Source organism: Cryptosporangium japonicum, assembly GCF_039524755.1.
Taxonomy (GTDB): domain Bacteria; phylum Actinomycetota; class Actinomycetes; order Mycobacteriales; family Cryptosporangiaceae; genus Cryptosporangium; species Cryptosporangium japonicum.
Genome location: NZ_BAAAGX010000007.1, coordinates 1 through 16,938, shown reverse-complemented (window position 1 = coordinate 16,938; position 16,938 = coordinate 1). Strand labels below are relative to the sequence as shown.

The 16,938-nt window shown below is 72.6% G+C and carries 17 protein-coding genes and 1 pseudogene; 7 read left to right on the top strand and 11 right to left on the bottom strand.

Annotated features, from left to right (window positions below):
• Positions 1-578 (bottom strand): FAD-dependent oxidoreductase (locus tag ABD437_RS08465; RefSeq protein WP_344648199.1); only part of this gene is annotated, 578 nt, incomplete at its 3' end.
• A 65-nt stretch (positions 579-643) separates the two neighbouring features.
• Here ABD437_RS08465 and ABD437_RS08460 point away from each other — a divergent pair.
• Positions 644-1,138, top strand: a complete 495-nt coding sequence (locus ABD437_RS08460; RefSeq protein ID WP_344648198.1) for an FBP domain-containing protein — start codon at positions 644-646, stop codon at positions 1,136-1,138.
• On the opposite strand, the gene ABD437_RS08455 is transcribed toward ABD437_RS08460, so the two are convergent.
• From ABD437_RS08455 to ABD437_RS08445, 3 genes are read right to left on the bottom strand one after another with little or no spacing between them, the layout of a single operon-like run.
• Positions 1,135-1,425, bottom strand: coding sequence for a ribbon-helix-helix domain-containing protein (locus tag ABD437_RS08455; RefSeq protein ID WP_344648197.1), 291 nt, complete (start codon positions 1,423-1,425; stop codon positions 1,135-1,137). The two genes, ABD437_RS08460 and ABD437_RS08455, sit on opposite strands and share 4 nt — an antisense overlap.
• Positions 1,422-1,700, bottom strand: a complete 279-nt coding sequence (locus ABD437_RS08450; RefSeq protein ID WP_344648196.1) for a hypothetical protein — start codon at positions 1,698-1,700, stop codon at positions 1,422-1,424. Before ABD437_RS08450 ends, ABD437_RS08455 begins: the two co-directional genes overlap by 4 nt.
• 43 nt (positions 1,701-1,743) lie before the next feature.
• Positions 1,744-2,325 carry a dihydrofolate reductase family protein gene (locus ABD437_RS08445; RefSeq protein ID WP_344648195.1) on the bottom strand — a complete coding sequence of 194 codons (582 nt, stop codon included), beginning with the start codon at positions 2,323-2,325 and terminating at the stop codon, positions 1,744-1,746.
• An 87-nt stretch (positions 2,326-2,412) separates the two neighbouring features.
• Here ABD437_RS08445 and ABD437_RS08440 point away from each other — a divergent pair.
• Positions 2,413-3,360: pseudogene (locus ABD437_RS08440) on the top strand (GlxA family transcriptional regulator); the annotation flags it as partial.
• Between the two features lie 5 nt (positions 3,361-3,365).
• Here ABD437_RS08440 and ABD437_RS08435 read toward each other — a convergent pair.
• On the bottom strand, positions 3,366-3,875 hold the full coding sequence (locus tag ABD437_RS08435; RefSeq protein WP_344648194.1) for a hypothetical protein: 510 nt from the start codon (positions 3,873-3,875) through the stop codon (positions 3,366-3,368).
• Positions 3,876-4,118: 243 nt separating this feature from the next.
• Here ABD437_RS08435 and ABD437_RS08430 point away from each other — a divergent pair, with 243 nt between their 5' ends.
• A complete protein-coding gene (locus ABD437_RS08430) occupies positions 4,119-4,643 on the top strand; it encodes a DUF6624 domain-containing protein (protein WP_344648193.1) in 525 nt (174 codons plus the stop codon).
• Between the two features lie 1,373 nt (positions 4,644-6,016).
• On the opposite strand, the gene ABD437_RS08425 is transcribed toward ABD437_RS08430, so the two are convergent.
• From ABD437_RS08425 to ABD437_RS08415, 3 genes are all read right to left on the bottom strand, one after another.
• Entirely contained in the window at positions 6,017-7,906 is a 1,890-nt protein-coding gene (locus ABD437_RS08425; RefSeq protein WP_344648192.1) for an ABC transporter ATP-binding protein, read from the bottom strand.
• Positions 7,907-8,099: 193 nt separating this feature from the next.
• On the bottom strand, positions 8,100-9,134 hold the full coding sequence (gene rsgA / locus ABD437_RS08420; protein WP_344648191.1) for a ribosome small subunit-dependent GTPase A: 1,035 nt from the start codon (positions 9,132-9,134) through the stop codon (positions 8,100-8,102).
• A gap of 197 nt (positions 9,135-9,331) precedes the next feature.
• Positions 9,332-9,958, bottom strand: a complete 627-nt coding sequence (locus ABD437_RS08415) for a TetR/AcrR family transcriptional regulator (RefSeq protein WP_344648190.1) — start codon at positions 9,956-9,958, stop codon at positions 9,332-9,334.
• 258 nt (positions 9,959-10,216) lie between these two features.
• Between ABD437_RS08415 and ABD437_RS08410 the strand changes: the two genes are divergently transcribed.
• The 3 genes from ABD437_RS08410 to ABD437_RS08400 all read left to right on the top strand — a co-directional run bounded on the left by ABD437_RS08410 (position 10,217) and on the right by ABD437_RS08400 (position 12,184).
• Positions 10,217-10,612 (top strand): hypothetical protein, encoded by a 396-nt coding sequence (locus ABD437_RS08410; protein ID WP_344648189.1) that lies wholly within the window; start codon positions 10,217-10,219, stop codon positions 10,610-10,612.
• A gap of 140 nt (positions 10,613-10,752) precedes the next feature.
• Positions 10,753-11,514 (top strand): alpha/beta fold hydrolase, encoded by a 762-nt coding sequence (locus ABD437_RS08405; protein ID WP_344648188.1) that lies wholly within the window; start codon positions 10,753-10,755, stop codon positions 11,512-11,514.
• A gap of 22 nt (positions 11,515-11,536) precedes the next feature.
• Positions 11,537-12,184 carry a LysE family translocator gene (locus ABD437_RS08400; RefSeq protein ID WP_344648187.1) on the top strand — a complete coding sequence of 216 codons (648 nt, stop codon included), beginning with the start codon at positions 11,537-11,539 and terminating at the stop codon, positions 12,182-12,184.
• A 45-nt stretch (positions 12,185-12,229) separates the two neighbouring features.
• Here ABD437_RS08400 and ABD437_RS08395 read toward each other — a convergent pair whose 3' ends face one another.
• The 3 genes from ABD437_RS08395 to ABD437_RS08385 all read right to left on the bottom strand — a co-directional run bounded on the left by ABD437_RS08395 (position 12,230) and on the right by ABD437_RS08385 (position 14,740).
• Complete coding sequence (locus tag ABD437_RS08395; protein WP_344648186.1) at positions 12,230-13,174, bottom strand: sensor histidine kinase; 945 nt, start codon at positions 13,172-13,174, stop codon at positions 12,230-12,232.
• A gap of 52 nt (positions 13,175-13,226) precedes the next feature.
• Positions 13,227-14,213, bottom strand: a complete 987-nt coding sequence (locus tag ABD437_RS08390; protein WP_344648185.1) for a malate dehydrogenase — start codon at positions 14,211-14,213, stop codon at positions 13,227-13,229.
• 137 nt (positions 14,214-14,350) lie between these two features.
• Entirely contained in the window at positions 14,351-14,740 is a 390-nt protein-coding gene (locus ABD437_RS08385; protein WP_344648184.1) for an ankyrin repeat domain-containing protein, read from the bottom strand.
• A 132-nt stretch (positions 14,741-14,872) separates the two neighbouring features.
• On the opposite strand from ABD437_RS08385, the gene ABD437_RS08380 reads away from it, so the two are divergent.
• A partial coding sequence (locus ABD437_RS08380) for an AfsR/SARP family transcriptional regulator (RefSeq protein WP_344648183.1) occupies positions 14,873-16,938 on the top strand: 2,066 nt, incomplete at its 3' end.

Genomic DNA, 16,938 nt, shown 5'->3' with positions numbered 1-16,938 from the left:
GCGGCCGCCGGGTGGCGGGTCTCGGCGTCGAACAGCGTCAGGTCGACGTAGGCCAGGCCGGTGTGGGTGGGTTCGGCCGGCGACACCAGCGGGCGGATCCGTGACCAGCCGCCGTCCGCCCCGACCAGCACCGCGGTACTGACCGGCGGCCCACCGGCGATCCGCACCTCGTGCCGGCCGTCGCCCAGCGGGCGGGCACCGGTGACCTCCGCGCCCCACCGCACGGTGCCCGGCGGCAGCGAATCGGCGAGCAGGGCACGCAGGGCGCGGCGGTCGACCTCGGGCCGGTCGGGCACCGCGTCGGCGTGCTGTTCGACGTGCCGGGCGCCGGTGGCGTCGAGGATGCGCAGCGCACCACCGCCCGGCGTGGTGATCGCGGCGACCTGCCGTGCCAGCCCGGCCGCACGCAGCGCGGCGCCGCCCGACGCCGGGTGCAGGTCGAGCACCCCGCGCCGGTCACCGCCGGGGTGGGGGTCCCGGTCGTAGACCGCGGCGGGCACACCGTGGTGGTGCAGGACGCGGGCGGCGGTCAGCCCACCGAGCCCGGCGCCGACGATCACGATCGGATGATGCTCCATCTGCACACTTTGCACCGTTTAGGGCGTTCGGTAAAGCGATTGCCCAGGCGGGTAGCGTCCGTTGTATGAAGCAACTCGCCGAGCCGGAGATCCGCGGCGCGTTCGTCAACTGCTCACAGGGCGAGGCCAAGCGGATCCCGATGGCCCGGGACCTGGCCACCCGGCCCTGGGACGACCTCGACTACCTGGGGTGGACCGACCTGTCGGCGCCCGACCGCAGCTACCTGGCCACCGAACACGACGGGCAGCTGGTCGCGGTGGTGCTGCGCGCCGCCACCGGCCCGCGCGGCTACACCCGGCGCAGCCTCTGCTCCCTGTGCCTGACCCAGCACCCCGGCCGCGGCGTCACGCTGATGACCGCACGCAAGACCGGCGCCGCCGGACGGCAGGGCAACTCCGTCGGCACCTACGTGTGCAGCGACCTCGCGTGCTCGCTCTACGTCCGCGGCCGCAAGAAACCCGCCGTCGGCGGGCGCCTGGAGGAGACCCTCACGGTGGAGGACCAGATCACCCGCCTGCGGCTGCACCTCGACGCGTTCCTGCGCAACCTGGAGAGCTAGGCGACGTCCCGGGCGAGCTGGTCGATCGCGCGGTGCAGGTCGGCCAGGCGCAAAGTCACGGTGGCGTCCCCGGTGGCCGCCAGCTGGGTGAGCCCGGCCTCCACGTACTCGCGGACCAGCGCCGAGGGCGTGAGGCCGCGGCGCACCGCCTCGGCCTCCAGCTGCGCGGAGAGCGCGGCGGGCAACCGGGTGGAGTGCACCACGGTGGCGCCACGCCCGGGCGTCTCGGCCACCGCGCCCGACCAGTCGGTGCCGGCCAGGACCTCCATCGCCTCGTCGCGGCTCATGCCTCGCCCCTCTCCAGCACGTCAGCGATCTGACGGGCCTCGTCGCGCTGCAGCTCGCGGGCCGACACGACCAGGTACTGATCCGGGTCCTCCTCGATCAGCACCACGGCCACCCACCGGCCGTCGCCGGTCACCGCCGCCACCCGCAGCACCGCCCCGATGTGCTGGCGAACCCGCCGCGGTGCCCGCAACACCTGCAGCGCGGCCTGCCAACCCACCCCGGCGGCGTCGAGGGCGTCGTAGGACCGCTCGTCGAACCGGTAGGTCTCGTCCACGAACCGAACGTAGACGAGTGTAAACAGCGCCGTTGACCGGGGGCTAGACCCGCTCGTCGGATTCGTTCGCTGCGGCCGCGGGCCCGGTGGCCGGGGCGTACGTGACGGCCATCGCGCCGCCCGGGAACGGCTCGGAGCTGACCAGCGTCAGCTCGGTCGGCGCGGTGAACAGCGCCAACCCGCTGCCCAGCGCCACCGGGTGGATCACCAGCCGGTACTCGTCGACCAGGCCGCGCCCGATCAGCGCCCGCACGAACCCCGCGCCGCCGTGCGCCAGCAGATCGTCACCGTCCTCCGCTTTCAACCGGGTGATCTCGCCGGTCAGGTCACCGGAGAGCACCGTCGTCGTCGGCCAGGTGGCCTCGGTGAGCGTGCGGGAGAACACGATCTTCGGGATCTCGTTCATCGGCGCCGCGTACGGCTCGTCGGACCCCGGCCAGTGCGCGGCCATGTCGCCGTAGGTGACCCGGCCCATCAGGTGCGCCCCGGCCTGCCCCAGCAGATCGACCATCCACTCCTGCAGTTCCTCGTCGATGCTCGGGAAGATCCACTCGACGTCACCGTCGTTCCTCCCCACGAATCCGTCCAGCGAGACCGACATCTTCACGACGAGCTTTCGCGGCATGTGTCGTGCGTAGCGGCGCCGGCGGGCCGACGCAAGCCGGTTACCTCAGCTCGTGGCCGGAACCCGGCGGTGGATAGGGTTCCGGTCATGCTGACGATCGCGGTGCTGGCCGTCCCGCACGTGGTGCCGTTCGACCTCGCGGTCCCGGTCGAGGTGTTCGGCCGCGCCCGCCGCCCCGACGGCACCCCCGCCTACCGGGTGCTCGTGTGCGGCCCGGCCGGCGAGGTCGACGCCGGGCTGTTCACCATCCGGGTCCGCCACCCGCTGGCCGCCCTGGACACGCTCACCGCCGCCGACACGATCGTCGTGCCCGGCGTCGACGACGTGGACGCCCCCGTCGCCCCGGAGATCCTCGACGCCCTGCGCGCCGCCGCGGCCCGCGGCGTGCGCATCGCGTCGGTGTGCTCGGGTGCGTTCCTGCTCGCCGCCACCGGGCTGCTCGACGGGCTGCGCGCCACCACGCACTGGCTCGGCGCCGCCGCGCTCGCCGCCCGCCACCCGGCGGTCGACGTCGACCCGGACGTGCTGTTCGTCGACAACGACCGGTTGCTCACCTCGGCCGGCGCCGCCGCCGGCCTCGACCTGTGCCTGCACCTGGTGCGCCGCGACCACGGCGCCGCGGTGGCCGCCGACGCCGCCCGCTACTCGGTGATGCCGCTGGAACGCGACGGCGGCCAGGCCCAGTTCATCGCCCACGAACCGCCGGTGCCCGACGGGGTGTCCCTGCGGCCGCTGCTGACGTGGCTGGAGGAACACCTCGACGAGGAACTCACCCTCGACCGGATCGCCGAGCAGGCCGCGCTCTCCACCCGCACCCTGTCGCGCCGGTTCCGGGAACAGACCTCCTCGACGCCGCTGCAGTGGCTCAACCGGGCCCGGCTGCGGCGCGCCCAGCACCTGCTGGAGACCACCGACCACCCGGTCGAGCGGGTGGGTGGGCTGGTCGGGTTCCCGGCGCCGAGCACGTTCCGCGACCGGTTCGCCCGGCTGGTGGGGGTGAGCCCGGCGGCGTACCGGGCCCGCTTCCGCCGGGCGCCGGTTCACACCCCCGTGGTCGAACCGGGGCGGACGATCATGAGCACGACGACGACGGCCCAGAGCAGGTTGAACACCCCGGTGGCCGCACCGAGGCGGGCCGCGGTGGCTGCACCTGCCGTGGAGGGTGAGTCGTCCGCGGTGGTGGCGGTGTAGTTCGCGGGCCCGGCGGTTCCGGGCCCGTCGAGGGCGGCCAGGGCGCGGGACTGCTGGGGGAGCACGGCGAGCAGCAGCACCGCGGCGGCGACCGCGGTGAGCCCGATCGAGGTCAGCAGCCACGCGTCGGTGAGCACCCCGAGCGACGCGGCGGTGGCCAGCCCGAACGCCGGCACGGTCAACCCGATCACCGTGTAGACGCGGCAGATGCGGTGCAGCACGGCCAGGATCGCCGGGGCCTTCGGCTCCTGCGGCGCGGTCCGCACGTACCGCGGGAACATGCTGGCCGCGACGGCGACCGGCCCGATCGTGAGGATCGCGGCGAGGACATGGAGGCTCAGGAAGAACGCGGCATTCACGTGCCCCGACGCTAGGGTCCCGCACCGCTCCCCGGCAGTGGCGAGAACGCCATCCTCCGCCGGGTTCCCGCCAGTGCGCTCCTGTTCCCCGGTGCCTATCCAGTATCTCCCACCGGAGGGCCCCGGGACATCGTTCTGGAAGAGGACGCCCGGATCACCGGCCACGCCCTACCGTTGCGGCGCCGATCGCAGTGCCCACCGCGAGGCGCGGGGACGCGCCTCGGACGAGACAGGAGAAGAAGCGTGGCCGAGCAGGTGCGTGAACTGGCAGCCGAACTGATCACGATGGCGGCGGCCGACACGGACGCCACCGCCTACGGTCTGGACACCGCGAGCCCCACCCATCAGCTGGCGTGGCGGCGGCTGACCACCGAACACGCCGACCGTCTCGCCACCCTGATGGCCCGCCACGGATGGCCCACCGCCGGCCTGGTCGGCGAGGAGGCGTCCCGGTGCGCGTGGAAGATCGCGATGCACGCCGACCGGCAACTCGACGTCCAGCGCCGCGCGCTGGCGCTGCTCGACGAGGCCCTGGCCGCCGGGGAGGCCACCCCGCGGGAGGTCGCGATGCTGCGCGACCGGGTGCTGGTCAACGAGGGCCACCCGCAGATCTACGGCACCCAGATCGCCGCCGTGGACAACGGCCGCCCGGTGCCGTGGCCGGTGGCCGATCCTGGTCGCATGGAGGCCCTGCGCGCCTCCGTGGGCCTCCCGTCGTTCGCCGACCACATCGCCGCCAACCCCCTGCCCGCCTCCGCGCCCGAGTGAGACCGGCCCCACCCGCGGCCGCAGCCCGCCCGCTGCGCTCCCGCTGGGCCGCCGCGGCGCGGGGGGCGGGGGGCCAGCACGGCGGGGGCGCCGCGAGAGTCGGCCGCTGGGCGGAGGGGCGTCCGCTGCGGGCGAGGCGTCGTTCCGGCCTCGGGTGGGCCGGAGCAGAGGCGCGGTCGGGCCGGGTCAGGTGCGCGGTCCGCCGGTTGCGCCGCGGTCCTGAGCGGTGTCGACCGGCAGTGAGAGCAACGCACGCAGGGGCGCGGGACCAGAATCTTCCGGTACGGGAGGGCGGGTGTCAGCGGCATCGCCACGAGCCGCGGATCACGGTGGATCTCGGGATCGACGTCGGCCGCGATGGCGAGCCGTGCCTTCACCGGCCAGGGCCACCAGGACCGCCACGTCGTTGGCGGCGAACACCGGCCAGACCCGCGGTGCGAGCACGGGCCGCAGGCCGCCGTCGGGGTCGTAGCTGATCACCGCGGCGCGCCGCTGAGTGTCGATCGCCGGAGCGGCTACGGTCGCGGGTGACCAGCCGGCACGACAGCGACGAATTCGTCTTCCCACCGGGTTCGCGCTACCTCCAAGGGTGCCGGTGGGGGGCGATCGCCGAGGCGCTAACCGACCCGTGCCGCACCCGGTCGAGCAGAACCCGAACTCGTCCCGCCCGCAGGCGGACGTGCACCGCGGAGAGCGCAGGTAGCGGGGTGATCTCCACGTCTTCGACGCTGCCGATGGTCGGACTCGCCGGACAGGACTCCGACGCGGGCGGCCAACTCCGCGGTGGCCGCCGCGACGGCGGCGGGCGCTTCCCGCGTGTACGACAGCAGGCCCGTTCCGGCCGGGGTGAGCTGGACCGCGCTCGAACAGCGCTTCGCCGATCTCGGTCTCCAGGTCGCGGGTCTGCTGGCTGATCGCGGGCGGGGCAGCGCTCGGCCGCGCGGATGAAGGACTCCTCGCTGACCGCCACGACGGACCCGAGCGTCCGGAGCTCCCTGATGGGATCAGCGCACCGCCCCGAGGTGGCGGGCCCGCGCTACTGCCGGATGGTGTCGCCCGCCTGGACGGACCACCGTGCAGGTCGGCTGGGAACGGCTGATGGAACAGATCGGCGGCAGATGCGCTCCGGTACACCAACCAGGGCGCCTCGCACCCTCCCAGGAGATGGGCGGCTTGGACGGCGGCACCTACGAGCAGGCGGCCGGGTGACCGCGGCCAAGGCTCCGCGGCCTCCCGGCAGCTGACCGGGGCGTGATCGCCGGGTCGGGTTCGCCGGCGCCGGCCCTTGGTGTGTGCCCGTCGCCGTCGGCCGTGGGGGATCCCAGCGGCTGAGGGAACGCGACGGGCACACACCAAGCGAGGCCCGGGTGGAATCAGGCCAGTGGGGTGGCCAGGTCCTCGGGGTCGTCGGCGAACTGGGTGCGGTGCAACTCGGCGTACCGGCCGCCGACGGCCAGCAACTCCGGGTGCGTGCCGCGTTCGACGATGCGGCCGCCCTCGACGACGAGGATCTGGTCGGCGGCGCGGATCGTGGACAACCGGTGGGCGATCACCACCGCGGTGCGCCCGTCGAGCGCCTCGGCCAGCGCGGCCTGCACGGCGGCCTCCGACGTGGAGTCCAGGTGGGCGGTGGCCTCGTCGAGGATCACCACCCGGGGCCGGGCGAGCAGGAGCCGCGCGATCGTCAGCCGCTGCCGTTCCCCGCCCGACAACCGGTACCCGCGTTCACCCACCACGGTGTCCAGCCCGTCGGGGAGCGCGGCGACCAGGTCGTCGAGGCGGGCCCGCCCGAGCGCGTCCCAGATCTCCGCGTCGGTGGCGGCGGGGCGGGCCAGCAGCAGGTTCTCCCGGATCGACTCGTGGAACAGGTGCCCGTCCTGGGTGACCAGCCCCAGCGTGTCACGCACCGAGTCGGTGGTCAGGTCACGCACGTCCACACCGGAGAGGCGCACGGCGCCGGAATCGACGTCGTAGAGACGCGGGATGAGCTGCGCGACCGTGGACTTCCCGGCCCCGGACGAGCCGACCAGCGCCACCATCTGCCCGGCGCCGACGGTGAACGACACGTCGTGCAGCACCTCCTGCCCGCCGCGGGTGTCGAGCGCGGCGACCTCCTCGAGGGAGGCCAGCGACACCTTGTCGGCCGAGGGGTAGCTGAACCGGACGTGGTCGAACTCCACCGATACCGGCCCCTCGGGCACCGGTCGCGCGTCGGGTTTCTCGGTGATCAGCGGCGGCAGGTCGAGCACCTCGAAGACCCGCTCGAAGCTGACCAGCGCGGTCATGACCTCCATGCGGGCGCTGGCCAGCGCCGTGAGCGGCGCGTAGAGGCGGGTCAGCAGCAACGCCATCGCCACGACCGCGCCGGCGTCGAGCTGCCCGCGCAGCGCGTAGAACCCGCCCAGCCCGTACACCAGCGCCAGTGCGAGCGCGGAGACGAGCGTGAGGGCGGTGATGAACACGAACTGCACCATCGCGGTGCGCACCCCGATGTCGCGGACCCGCCCGGCGCGCTCGGCGAACGCCGCGGACTCCCGGCGGGGACGCCCGTAGAGCTTCACCAGGGTGGCGCCGGGCGCGGAGAACCGCTCGGTCATCTGGGTGCTCATCGTCGCGTTGTGGTCGGCCGCTTCGCGTTCCAGCCGCGCCAACCGGGTGCCCATGCGCCGCGCCGGCAGGACGAACACCGGCAGGAGCAGCAGCGCCAGCAGGGTGATCTGCCAGGAGATGCCGAGCATCACCACGAGCGTGAGCACGAGCGTCACGACGTTGCCGACGACCCCGGACAGGGTGTCGCTGAACGCGCGCTGCGCGCCGATCACGTCGTTGTTCAACCGGCTCACCAGCGCACCGGTGCGGGTGCGGGTGAAGAACGCGATCGGCATCCGCTGGACGTGGTCGAACACGGCGGTGCGCAGGTCGAGGATGAGGCCCTCGCCGATGCCGGCCGACAGGCGCCGGGTGGCCAGGCCGATCGCTGCCTCGGCGACCGCGATCACCGCGATCAGCACCGCCAGGCGCACCAGCACCGCGGTGGGCTCGGAGCCGACGATCGCGTCGACCACCCGGCCGGCCAGCACCGGGGTGGCCACCGCCAGCAGCGCGCCGGCGACCGACAACCCGATGAACAGCAGCAGCTCACGCCGGTGGGGGCGGGCGAAGCCACCGATGCGCCGCAGCGTCGCCCGGGAGAACGGCCGCCGTTCCTCGCTGGCGTGCATTGCGTGGTACAGCGAGTTCCACGCGGTCATTTCCATGCTCATGGCGTAGTCCTTCGGTCCGAGGTCACCGGAACCGTAAGAGTTGAAGTGAGCTTCAGGTCAAGCGTGCAGATGCCGCCTCCTCGACGGCACCTGCACGCTCTGCTTCGCGGAAGCATCCAGAACGTAGCGGCACCCTCCGACAAAACCGCGCCGCGCCGGGGCGCCCCGACCGCCCAGCGAATCGTCGACAGCATCAGCGCCGCCCGTGACCAGGGCGGTTGAACTGATTACGGAACTGACGATGCATCGAACGTTCCTTCGCTCGGCGTTCGGAGCGCAGCCGCGCGTCGGTGCGCGCGGCCGCCCATTCGTTCTCCCGCAGGAGCTTGCGGTAGCTCTCCAGCCGGCGCGCGGCCAGCAGCCCGGCGTCGATCGCCGCCTGCACCGCGCAGCCCGGTTCGCCACTGTGGGCGCAGTCGCCGAACCGGCAGTCCGCGGCGAGCGCGTCGACGTCGGCGAAGGCCATTGCCACCCCGTCCCCGGCGTCGTGCAGACCCACACCGCGCAGGCCCGGGGTGTCGATCAGCACGCCCGTGCCGCCGCGCAGCGCCAGCAGTTCCCGGCGCACGGTGGTGTGCCGGCCCTTGCCGTCGGCGGCACGCACCTCACGCACCGCCAGGTCGGCCCCGGTGAGCGCGGACGCCAGCGTGGACTTGCCGACCCCGGACCGGCCGACGAGCACCACGGTGCCGGTCAGCTCGGCGGCCAGCGCGTCCAGACCGGACCCGGAGCGGGCGCTGGTGGGGATCACGTCCACCCCGATCGCCACGCCGGTGAGCAGTTCGAGCGCTCGCCCGACGTCGGCACCGGAATCGGTTTTGGTGAGCACGACGACGGGCCGGGCGCCGCTCTCCCAGGCCAGCGCCAGCAGACGTTCGGCGCGGCCCAGGTCGATCTCGGCCTCGCAGGGGATCACGACCGCGACCACGTCGACGTTGGCCGCCAGGACCTGCCCGGACGACACCCCCGACGCGGACGCGCGCACCAGCGCCGTGCGCCGCGGCAGCACCCGGTGGACGTACCGGCCGGAGAGCGCGACCCAGTCACCGGTGCAGACGTCCGTCCGCGAGTACTCCGCGTGCAGCACCTCGGCGCCGGTGGCGACCTCGCACCGGCCGCGGTCGACCCGCACCACGCGCCCGGGGGTCAGCCCACCGGCAGCGTGCGGAGCGAACGAATCCGCCCAGGTGGAGTCCCACCCGAGCACATCAAAAGACAGAGAAGACAACGCAGGAACCCTTTACGGGAGCGGCCCCGGCGAGAACGACTCAGCCGGCGACCGGAAGGACGAGGGACGGGCGGATGCTGCGCACGGCAGCGTCGACCACACCGGCGGCCATACCGCACACCTCCGTTCCCTCCGAAGTCCCTGGGTCCTGCGAGAAAGCACGCTAGCGGCCGCCGACCACGACCGCTAGCGAATATTCACCAGCCGCTGGCCCGCGCGATCGCCGGCCGCGCCGACGCGGCCGGCAGCAGCCGGTCGAGGTGATGACGCAACGCGCCCACCGCCTCGTCCACGCTGCGCCCGCCGCCGAGCACCGTGGTCGCCAGCCCGTGGGACATCGCCAGCAACGCCACCGCCTCGGCCCGCGCGTCCGCCGGCGGGCGCAGCACCATCCGCAGCTGCTCGGTGAGCAGCTCCTCGCGGGCGTCCGGACCGGCCAGCACGGCCTGCGCGGCGATCGTCGAGTCGGTCATCGCCAGCACCGCGAACGCGGCGTTCGCGAGGTGGAACCGCTTGGTGTCCGGATCGGTCGGCAGCATCGCCACCAGCGTCGCCTCGATGACCGTCCGCGGGGACGCGGCCGGGCCCACCGCCTCGACCCGGGTGGTGACCTCGTCGGTCAGCCGCCGGGTGAGGTAGCTGGCGGTGAACAGCAACAGTTGTTCCTTGCTGGGGAAGTAGTACTGCACCAGGCGCAGCGAGACGCCGGCCTCGGCCGCCACCTCACGCAAGCTCATGCCGTGGAGGCCCTGGACACCCACCACGCGCAGCAACGCCTCGGCGATCTCACGCCGCCGTTGTTGATGGTCCACCCGTTTAGGCATGTTCCTCGTGCCTCCGTCCGGTTCGGCCCCTCCGTTTACAGATGCACGTGTGATCACTCCAATTCGGTTCGATCACAGCAGAAACAAAAGTCTCCGAAGTGGTTGGCCGAACGGGGGGCAGAGGCCCTCACCCGTACGGGCATTACTCGGGCGCGCCGCCCGCCGCGCCGACGACCCACCCGCCTTTTCCTCACAAAACTCACATCTAGCGTGCTTTCGTACTCCCTGCCCGAAACAACTCATGGAGGGACGTACCTCATGGCAAGCACAACGGCACGACGGGCCGCACTGGTCCTCGCCGGACTCGCGGTCACCGGAGGCGTCGCCGGCATCGCCGGCACCGCCCAGGCCGCGACCCCCGCCGTCCAGCCCGCCACCACCGCCACCACCGGCGGCGGCCACGGCTGGTACGGCTGGAACGGCGACGAGGACCAGGTCGTCGCCGTGTTCCGCTCCTACCGCCAGTGCGCGTGGGCCGCCCGCGTCGGCGAACGCCGCGGCTACTGGGACGACGCCGACTGCGACTTCGTCCGCACCGGCTACCGCGGCGGCTGGCGCCACCAGTGGGGCAACGACTTCAGCCGCTACTACGACGGCGGCGGCTGGCGTTACCGCGGCGTCTGGGTACTGCGCGCCGACGTCTGCGACGACTGACCCACCCGCACCACCACAGGTCGGTCCCCAACCCCCACCGACCTCGCCCACCGGCCCCACCGCACGCGCCCCCCACAGCGCAACCGGTGGGGCCGGTGCAATTTCCCCCCACCGTCACACCCCTGCGGTAAGACACCACCATGAGCTACGCCACCGTCAACGGCCTGCGCACCTACTACGAAACCCACGGCACCGGAGACCCACTCGTGCTCCTGCACGGCGGCCTCGGCAACGCCGGCAACTTCACCGCCCAAATCCCCACCCTCGCCCAGCACTACCAACTCGTCATCCCCGAACGCCGCGGCCACGGACGCACCCCCGACGTCGACGGCCGCCTCACCTACCGCCTCATGGCCGCCGACACCACCGCGTTCCTCGACACCCTCGGCATCACCGCCGCCCACCTCGCCGGCTGGAGCGACGGAGCACTCGTCGCCGCCCACATCGCCGTCGACCGCCCCGAACTCGTCGACAAACTCGTCCTCATCGGCCAATACCTGCAACCCGCCGGCGCACGCCCCGAAGCCTGGGCCCTCCTCCAGGACGACCACACCATGGGCGACTGGGCCCGCGCCGAATACGCCACCCTCTCACCCGACGGCGCCGACCACTTCGACACCTTCCTCGCCAAATGCCTCCGCATGTGGCGCGAAGACACCGGCATCCCCGACGACCAGCTCGCCACCATCACCGCACCCACCCTGCTCCTGCAGGGCGACGACGACATGGTCCGCATCGAACACAGCGCCACACTGCTCACCACCCTGCCCGAAGCCCAGCTCGCCGTCGTCCCCGGCACCTCCCACGGCCTCCCCATGGAAAAACCCGCCCTGGTCAACCAGCTCATCCTCGACTTCCTCGGCGGCGAACACCCCCCGAAAATCATGTCGCTCAACGGGTAGGGGAGTGGCTTAGCTGACCCCCATGACCACCACCACCGGCGCGGTCCTCGGCATCACCGCCGTCGCACTCGGCCTCGTCCTCACCCCCGGGCCCAACATGATCTACCTCGTCTCGCGCACCCTCACCCAAGGACGCCGCGCCGGGCTCATCTCACTCACCGGCGTCGCCGCCGGCTTCCTCGTCTACCTCACCGCCGCCACCGCCGGGCTCGTCACGATCTTCACCGTCGTGCCCGCCCTCTACACCGCACTCAAACTCGCCGGCGCCGCCTACCTCCTCCACCTCGCCTGGCAAGCACTCCGGCCCGGGGGAGCCACCGTCTTCGACCCCCGGCCGCTGCCACCCGACACCACCCAGCGGCTGTTCACCATGGGGCTGGTCACCAACCTGCTCAACCCCAAGATCGCCATCCTGTACGTCTCACTGCTGCCACAGTTCGTCGACCCCACCCGCGGCCACGTCGCACTGCAGAGCCTGACGCTCGGCAGCATCCAGATCCTCGTCGCGCTCACCGTCAACACACTCATCGTGCTCAGCGCCGGAACCATCGCCACGTTCCTCGGCACCCGGCCCAGCTGGCTGAAAATCCAGCGCTGGCTCATGGGCACGGTCCTCGCCGCACTCGCGATCAAACTCGCCACCGACCGCTCCGAAGCCGCCGTCGCCTGACCTACCGGGGAAGACTCTCCCGAGCACTACTTGACATAATGCACATTATCGGGGGATCAGAACCGAGAAGGTCGAGCCCTTCCCAGGAGCCGAATCCACGCGGATCGAACCCCCGTGCACACCCACCACACACCGCCACGCCATCGCCAAACCCTGACCCGTCCCACGACCCACACCCTTCGTCGTGAAGAACGGATCGAACACCCGCAACCGCGTCGCCTCATCCATGCCCACCCCGGTATCCGACACCGAAATCTCCACCGCATCGGCCCGACCCCGCGTCGCCACGGTGATCACCCCGAACGACCCCGACTCAGCCACCGCGTGCGCCGCGTTCACCACCAGATTCAGCACCACCTGCTTGAGCTCACCCTCATGACAGGGCACCAACCCCAGCGACGCATCCAACTCCAACTCCAGACGCGCCACGTACTTCCACTCGTTCCGGCACACCTGCACCGTCGACGACACCGCACGATTCACATCCGCCGGCGCCAAACCCTCACCCGGATGCGCGAACTCGTTCATCGCCCGCACGATCTCCGCGACCCGCTCCACACCCTCCAACGTCTGCTCCAACGCCGCCGGCACCTCCACCCGCAGATACTCGTCCGCGACACCCGGCAACACCTGCTCGAACGCCTCCCGCAGGAACACCACGTTGTGCGACACGTACTGCACCGGCGTATTGATCTCGTGCGCCAACCCCGCCGCCAACGCCCCGATCGACTCCAACCGCGCCGCGTGCGCCGCCTCGTGCTCCGACGCCACCACACCCGACACATCCACCACCACACCCAGTTCCGCCCCGGCACGCACCAGATACGTCACCCCGGACAGGCGCACCACCCGCTCCTCGCCCGGCCCCATCGACGCCACCACGGCGTCCAGCTCCGGCGTCCGCAACACCCCGTACGCCGCGTTCCCCCGCACACCACCCGACCCGGCGTCGGCATAAAACACCGCAAGCGGCAACAAATCGACCGTCACCCGACACACAATAGGGGGCGGCCGAACGGCCGCCCCCTATTGGAAAGAAACGTCAGATCAAACCGAGGCCACGCACCGCGTCGCGCTCCTCACCCAACTCCGCCACCGACGCGTCGATCCGCTCCCGCGAGAACGCATCGATCTCCAACCCCGGCACGATCGAGAACTTCCCGTCCTTCGCCGTCACCGGGAACGACGAGATCAGACCCTCCGGCACACCGTAGGAACCGTCCGACGGAATCGCCGCCGACGTCCAGTCACCCTCCGCCGTCCCGTTCACCCACGTGAACACGTGGTCGATCGCCGCACTCGCCGCCGACGCCGCCGACGACGCGCCCCGCGCCTCGATGATCGCCGCACCCCGCTTGGCCACGGTCGGGATGAACGTGTCACGCAGCCACGCCTCGTCGACCTGCTCGGCCGCGACCTTCCCGTTCACCTCCGCGTGGAACAGGTCCGGGTACTGCGTCGCCGAGTGGTTGCCCCAGATCGTCAGCTTCTTGATCGCCGTCACCGGCACGTCGAGCTTCGCCGCCAGCTGCGAGATCGCCCGGTTGTGGTCCAGCCGGGTCATCGCCGTGAAGCGCTCCGCCGGCACGTCCGGCGCGTGCGCCTGCGCGATCAACGCGTTCGTGTTCGCCGGGTTACCGACCACCAGCACCTTGATGTCGTCGGCCGCGACCTCGTTGATCGCCGCACCCTGCGGCTTGAAGATGCCACCGTTGGCCTCGAGCAGGTCGCCGCGCTCCATGCCCTTGGTACGGGGACGGGCGCCCACCAGCAGCGCCACGTTGGCACCGTCGAACGCCACCCGCGGATCGTCGGAGATGTCGACGCTCTGCAGCAGCGGGAAGGCGCCGTCCGCCAGCTCCATCGCGGTGCCCTCGGCGGCCTTGAGAGCCGGGGTGATCTCCAGCAGCCGCAGCTTCACCGGAACGTCCGCACCGAGCAGATGCCCCGACGCGATCCGGAACAGCAGCGCGTAGCCGATCTGACCCGCTGCACCGGTGACCGTGACCGTCACTGGTCCCTGCACCATTACGCCTCCCACCGTCGTTTTCGTTCGGGTGTCGACGCTACCGCCCCTCCCCGACAGAAGGGCGGACCGGTCCCTCCGGTGTGAGCTGTTGCTCTTTGGAGGCGTGTGTTCTGGTGTATGGGCTTGTTACTACGACGTCAGGATTCGAGCAGTTCCAGCATCTCGGGGATGTCGAAGAAGCGCGCCGTGTCGAGCGCGGAGGGCGCGCCCGCCTTCGGGTCCGCGCCGGCGTCCAGGAGCGTCCTGACGTTGGCCTTCGAGCGGCGGAACACCGCGGCCGCGAGCGGCGTCTGACCCTTGTCGTTGGCCCGGTTGACGTCCGCGCCTCGGCTGACCAGCGCCGAGACCGTCGACGGATGGTCGTAGTACGCCGCGAGGATCAGCAGCGTGTCGCCCTTGTCGTTGGTGAGGTTGGCCGGCAGGCCCGCGTCGACGTTCGCCGCGAGCACCTCGGTGTTGCCGTCGCGGGCCGCGTCGAACATGCGGTGGGCGAACGCGAGCGTCTCCGCGTCGATTTCCTCGGCCATGACGCACACCCTAGCGCCGCCGCGGGCGGGCCTCCCCCGCTCGGGTGCGGTTTGGTCGTGGTGGTGGGTGTGTTCTGGTGTATGGGCTTGTTATTTCTACTCTTGTCGGTGGGATGGTCCAGACTCGCCGGTATGAACATCGGGCTGTTGGGCCCGCTGGAGGTGCGTGACTCCGCGGGTCGTGCGGTGGCCGTCACCGGGGTGCGTCAGCGGGCACTGCTGTGCCGCCTGGCGCTGGATCCGGGGCGCCTGGTCACCGTGGAGCGTCTCGTCGACGACGTGTGGGACGACGATCCGCCGTCGGTGCCGGTGAACGCGTTGCAGTCGGCGGTGTCGCGGCTGCGTCGTGATCTGCACCGGGCCGGGCCGCCGGGGCGCGACGCGATCGGTTCGCACCCGGCGGGGTACCGGCTGGCCCTCCCCCGCGCCCGGGTGGATCTGCACGAGTTCGGGCGGCTGGTCGCGGCGGGCACGTCGGCGTTGCGCTCCGGTGACGCCGCGGTGGCCGCGTCGCTGCTGCGTGAGGCGCTGGGGCTGTGGCGGGGGCCTGCGCTGGCCGACGTCGGGGCCGCCGCGTTCGTCACCGCGGCGGCCGCGCAGGCCGAGGAGCTCCGGCTCACCGCGCTCGAGGGCCGCATCTCCGCGGATCTGGCGTTGGGCGCCGATCCGGGTGCGCTGGTCACGGAGCTCACCGCGGCCTGCGCGGCCCATCCCCTGCGCGAGGGGCTGGCGGCGCGGCTGGTGCGGGCGCTGGTCGCCGCGGGGCGTCGCGCGGAGGCGCTGGAACGGTTCGCGTCCGTGAGCCGGGAGCTCGCCGAGCGGCTGGGCGTCGATCCGGGGGCGGAGCTGCGTGCCGCGCACCTGGCGGCGCTGCGTGAGGAGGCTCCGGCGCCGGAGGGGCGGGGGAACCTTCCGGCGGCGTTGACGAGCTTCGTGGGGCGTGCGGAGGAGCTGGCGCGGATCCGTTCGCTGCTGGGTACCGGGCGGTTGGTGACGCTCACCGGGCCGGGCGGGGTGGGCAAGACCCGGCTGGCGCTGGAGGCGGCGGCCTCGGCGCCGGGCGGCGCGTGGCTGGTGGAGCTGTCCGGGGCGGGGTCGTCGCCGGAGTCGCTCGCGTCGGCGGTGCTGGCGCGTCCCACGGTGGTGCCGGGGTCCGCCGGTGGGGCGCCGGTGGAGCGGCTCGTCGAGTTCCTGCGTGCCCGGCGGATGCTGCTGGTGTTCGACAACGCCGAGCCGGTGGTGGAGCCGCTGGCCGTGCTCCTGGCGCGGGTGCTGGGCGCGGCGCCGGGGGTGCGTGCGCTGGTCACCAGCCGGGAGCCGCTGGGGGTGGTGGGTGAGGCGCTGTGTCCGGTGGCGCCGCTGGAGGGCTCGCCGGCGGTCGCGTTGTTCGCGGCCCGGGCCGCGGCGGTGCGGCCCGGGTTCGAGGTCACCGCGGAGAACGCCGCCGAGGTCGGCCGGGTCTGCCGCGCGCTCGACGGGTTACCGCTGGCGATCGAGCTGGCCGCGGCCCGGCTGCGGTCGCTGAGCCTGGCCGAGGTCGCGGCACGCCTCGACGACCGGTTCGCGCTGCTGGGCCGCGGGAGGCGCGGTGGGGCGGCGCGCCACCGCACGCTGCGCGCGGTGATGGACGGCAGCTGGGAGTTGCTGTCCGCGCCGGAGCGGGTGCTGCTGCGGCGCCTCGCCGTGTTCGCCGGTCCGGCGTCGGCGGCCGCGATCGACGCGGTCTGCGGCTCCGGGCCGGATGTGGTCGCCGACCTGGTCGACCGGTCGCTGGTGGTTCCGGTCGACGGTGCGGACGGGCGCCGGTACCGGCTGCTGCAGACCGTCCGCGCGTACGCGGCGGAGCGGCTCGCGGAGGCCGGGGAGGGTGCACTGGTGTCCGCGTCCCACACCGCGTTCCTTCTCGACGTCGCCGAGCGCGACGAGCCGGTGCTGCGGACCGGCGGGCAACTCGGGGCGATCGCGCGGTTCCAGGCCTGGCACGCGGATCTGGACGCGGCGACGGAGCGGGCGCTCGCGGCGGGCGAGGTGCGTGTCGCCCGGCGGCTGGTGGCGGCGCGGGTGTGGTTCTGGTGGCTGACCGGTCAGCGGCGGGCCGCGGCGGGCTGGGCCGCCCGGGCGCTGGCGATCGGGGACGTGCCGGCGGAGCTCGACCCGGCCACGGGGCTGTGTCTGCTGGCCGCGAGCACCGCTGCGGA

Coding starts and splice junctions, on each gene's coding strand:
- ABD437_RS08415 (WP_344648190.1), bottom strand. CDS start 9,958: ATGCCTAAACGGGTGGACCATCAACAACGGCGGCGTGAGATCGCCGAG.
- ABD437_RS08425 (WP_344648192.1), bottom strand. CDS start 7,906: ATGAGCATGGAAATGACCGCGTGGAACTCGCTGTACCACGCAATGCAC.
- ABD437_RS08410 (WP_344648189.1), top strand. CDS start 10,217: ATGGCAAGCACAACGGCACGACGGGCCGCACTGGTCCTCGCCGGACTC.
- ABD437_RS08405 (WP_344648188.1), top strand. CDS start 10,753: ATGAGCTACGCCACCGTCAACGGCCTGCGCACCTACTACGAAACCCAC.
- ABD437_RS08460 (WP_344648198.1), top strand. CDS start 644: ATGAAGCAACTCGCCGAGCCGGAGATCCGCGGCGCGTTCGTCAACTGC.
- ABD437_RS08445 (WP_344648195.1), bottom strand. CDS start 2,325: ATGCCGCGAAAGCTCGTCGTGAAGATGTCGGTCTCGCTGGACGGATTC.
- ABD437_RS08385 (WP_344648184.1), bottom strand. CDS start 14,740: ATGGCCGAGGAAATCGACGCGGAGACGCTCGCGTTCGCCCACCGCATG.
- ABD437_RS08390 (WP_344648185.1), bottom strand. CDS start 14,213: ATGGTGCAGGGACCAGTGACGGTCACGGTCACCGGTGCAGCGGGTCAG.
- ABD437_RS08455 (WP_344648197.1), bottom strand. CDS start 1,425: ATGAGCCGCGACGAGGCGATGGAGGTCCTGGCCGGCACCGACTGGTCG.
- ABD437_RS08400 (WP_344648187.1), top strand. CDS start 11,537: ATGACCACCACCACCGGCGCGGTCCTCGGCATCACCGCCGTCGCACTC.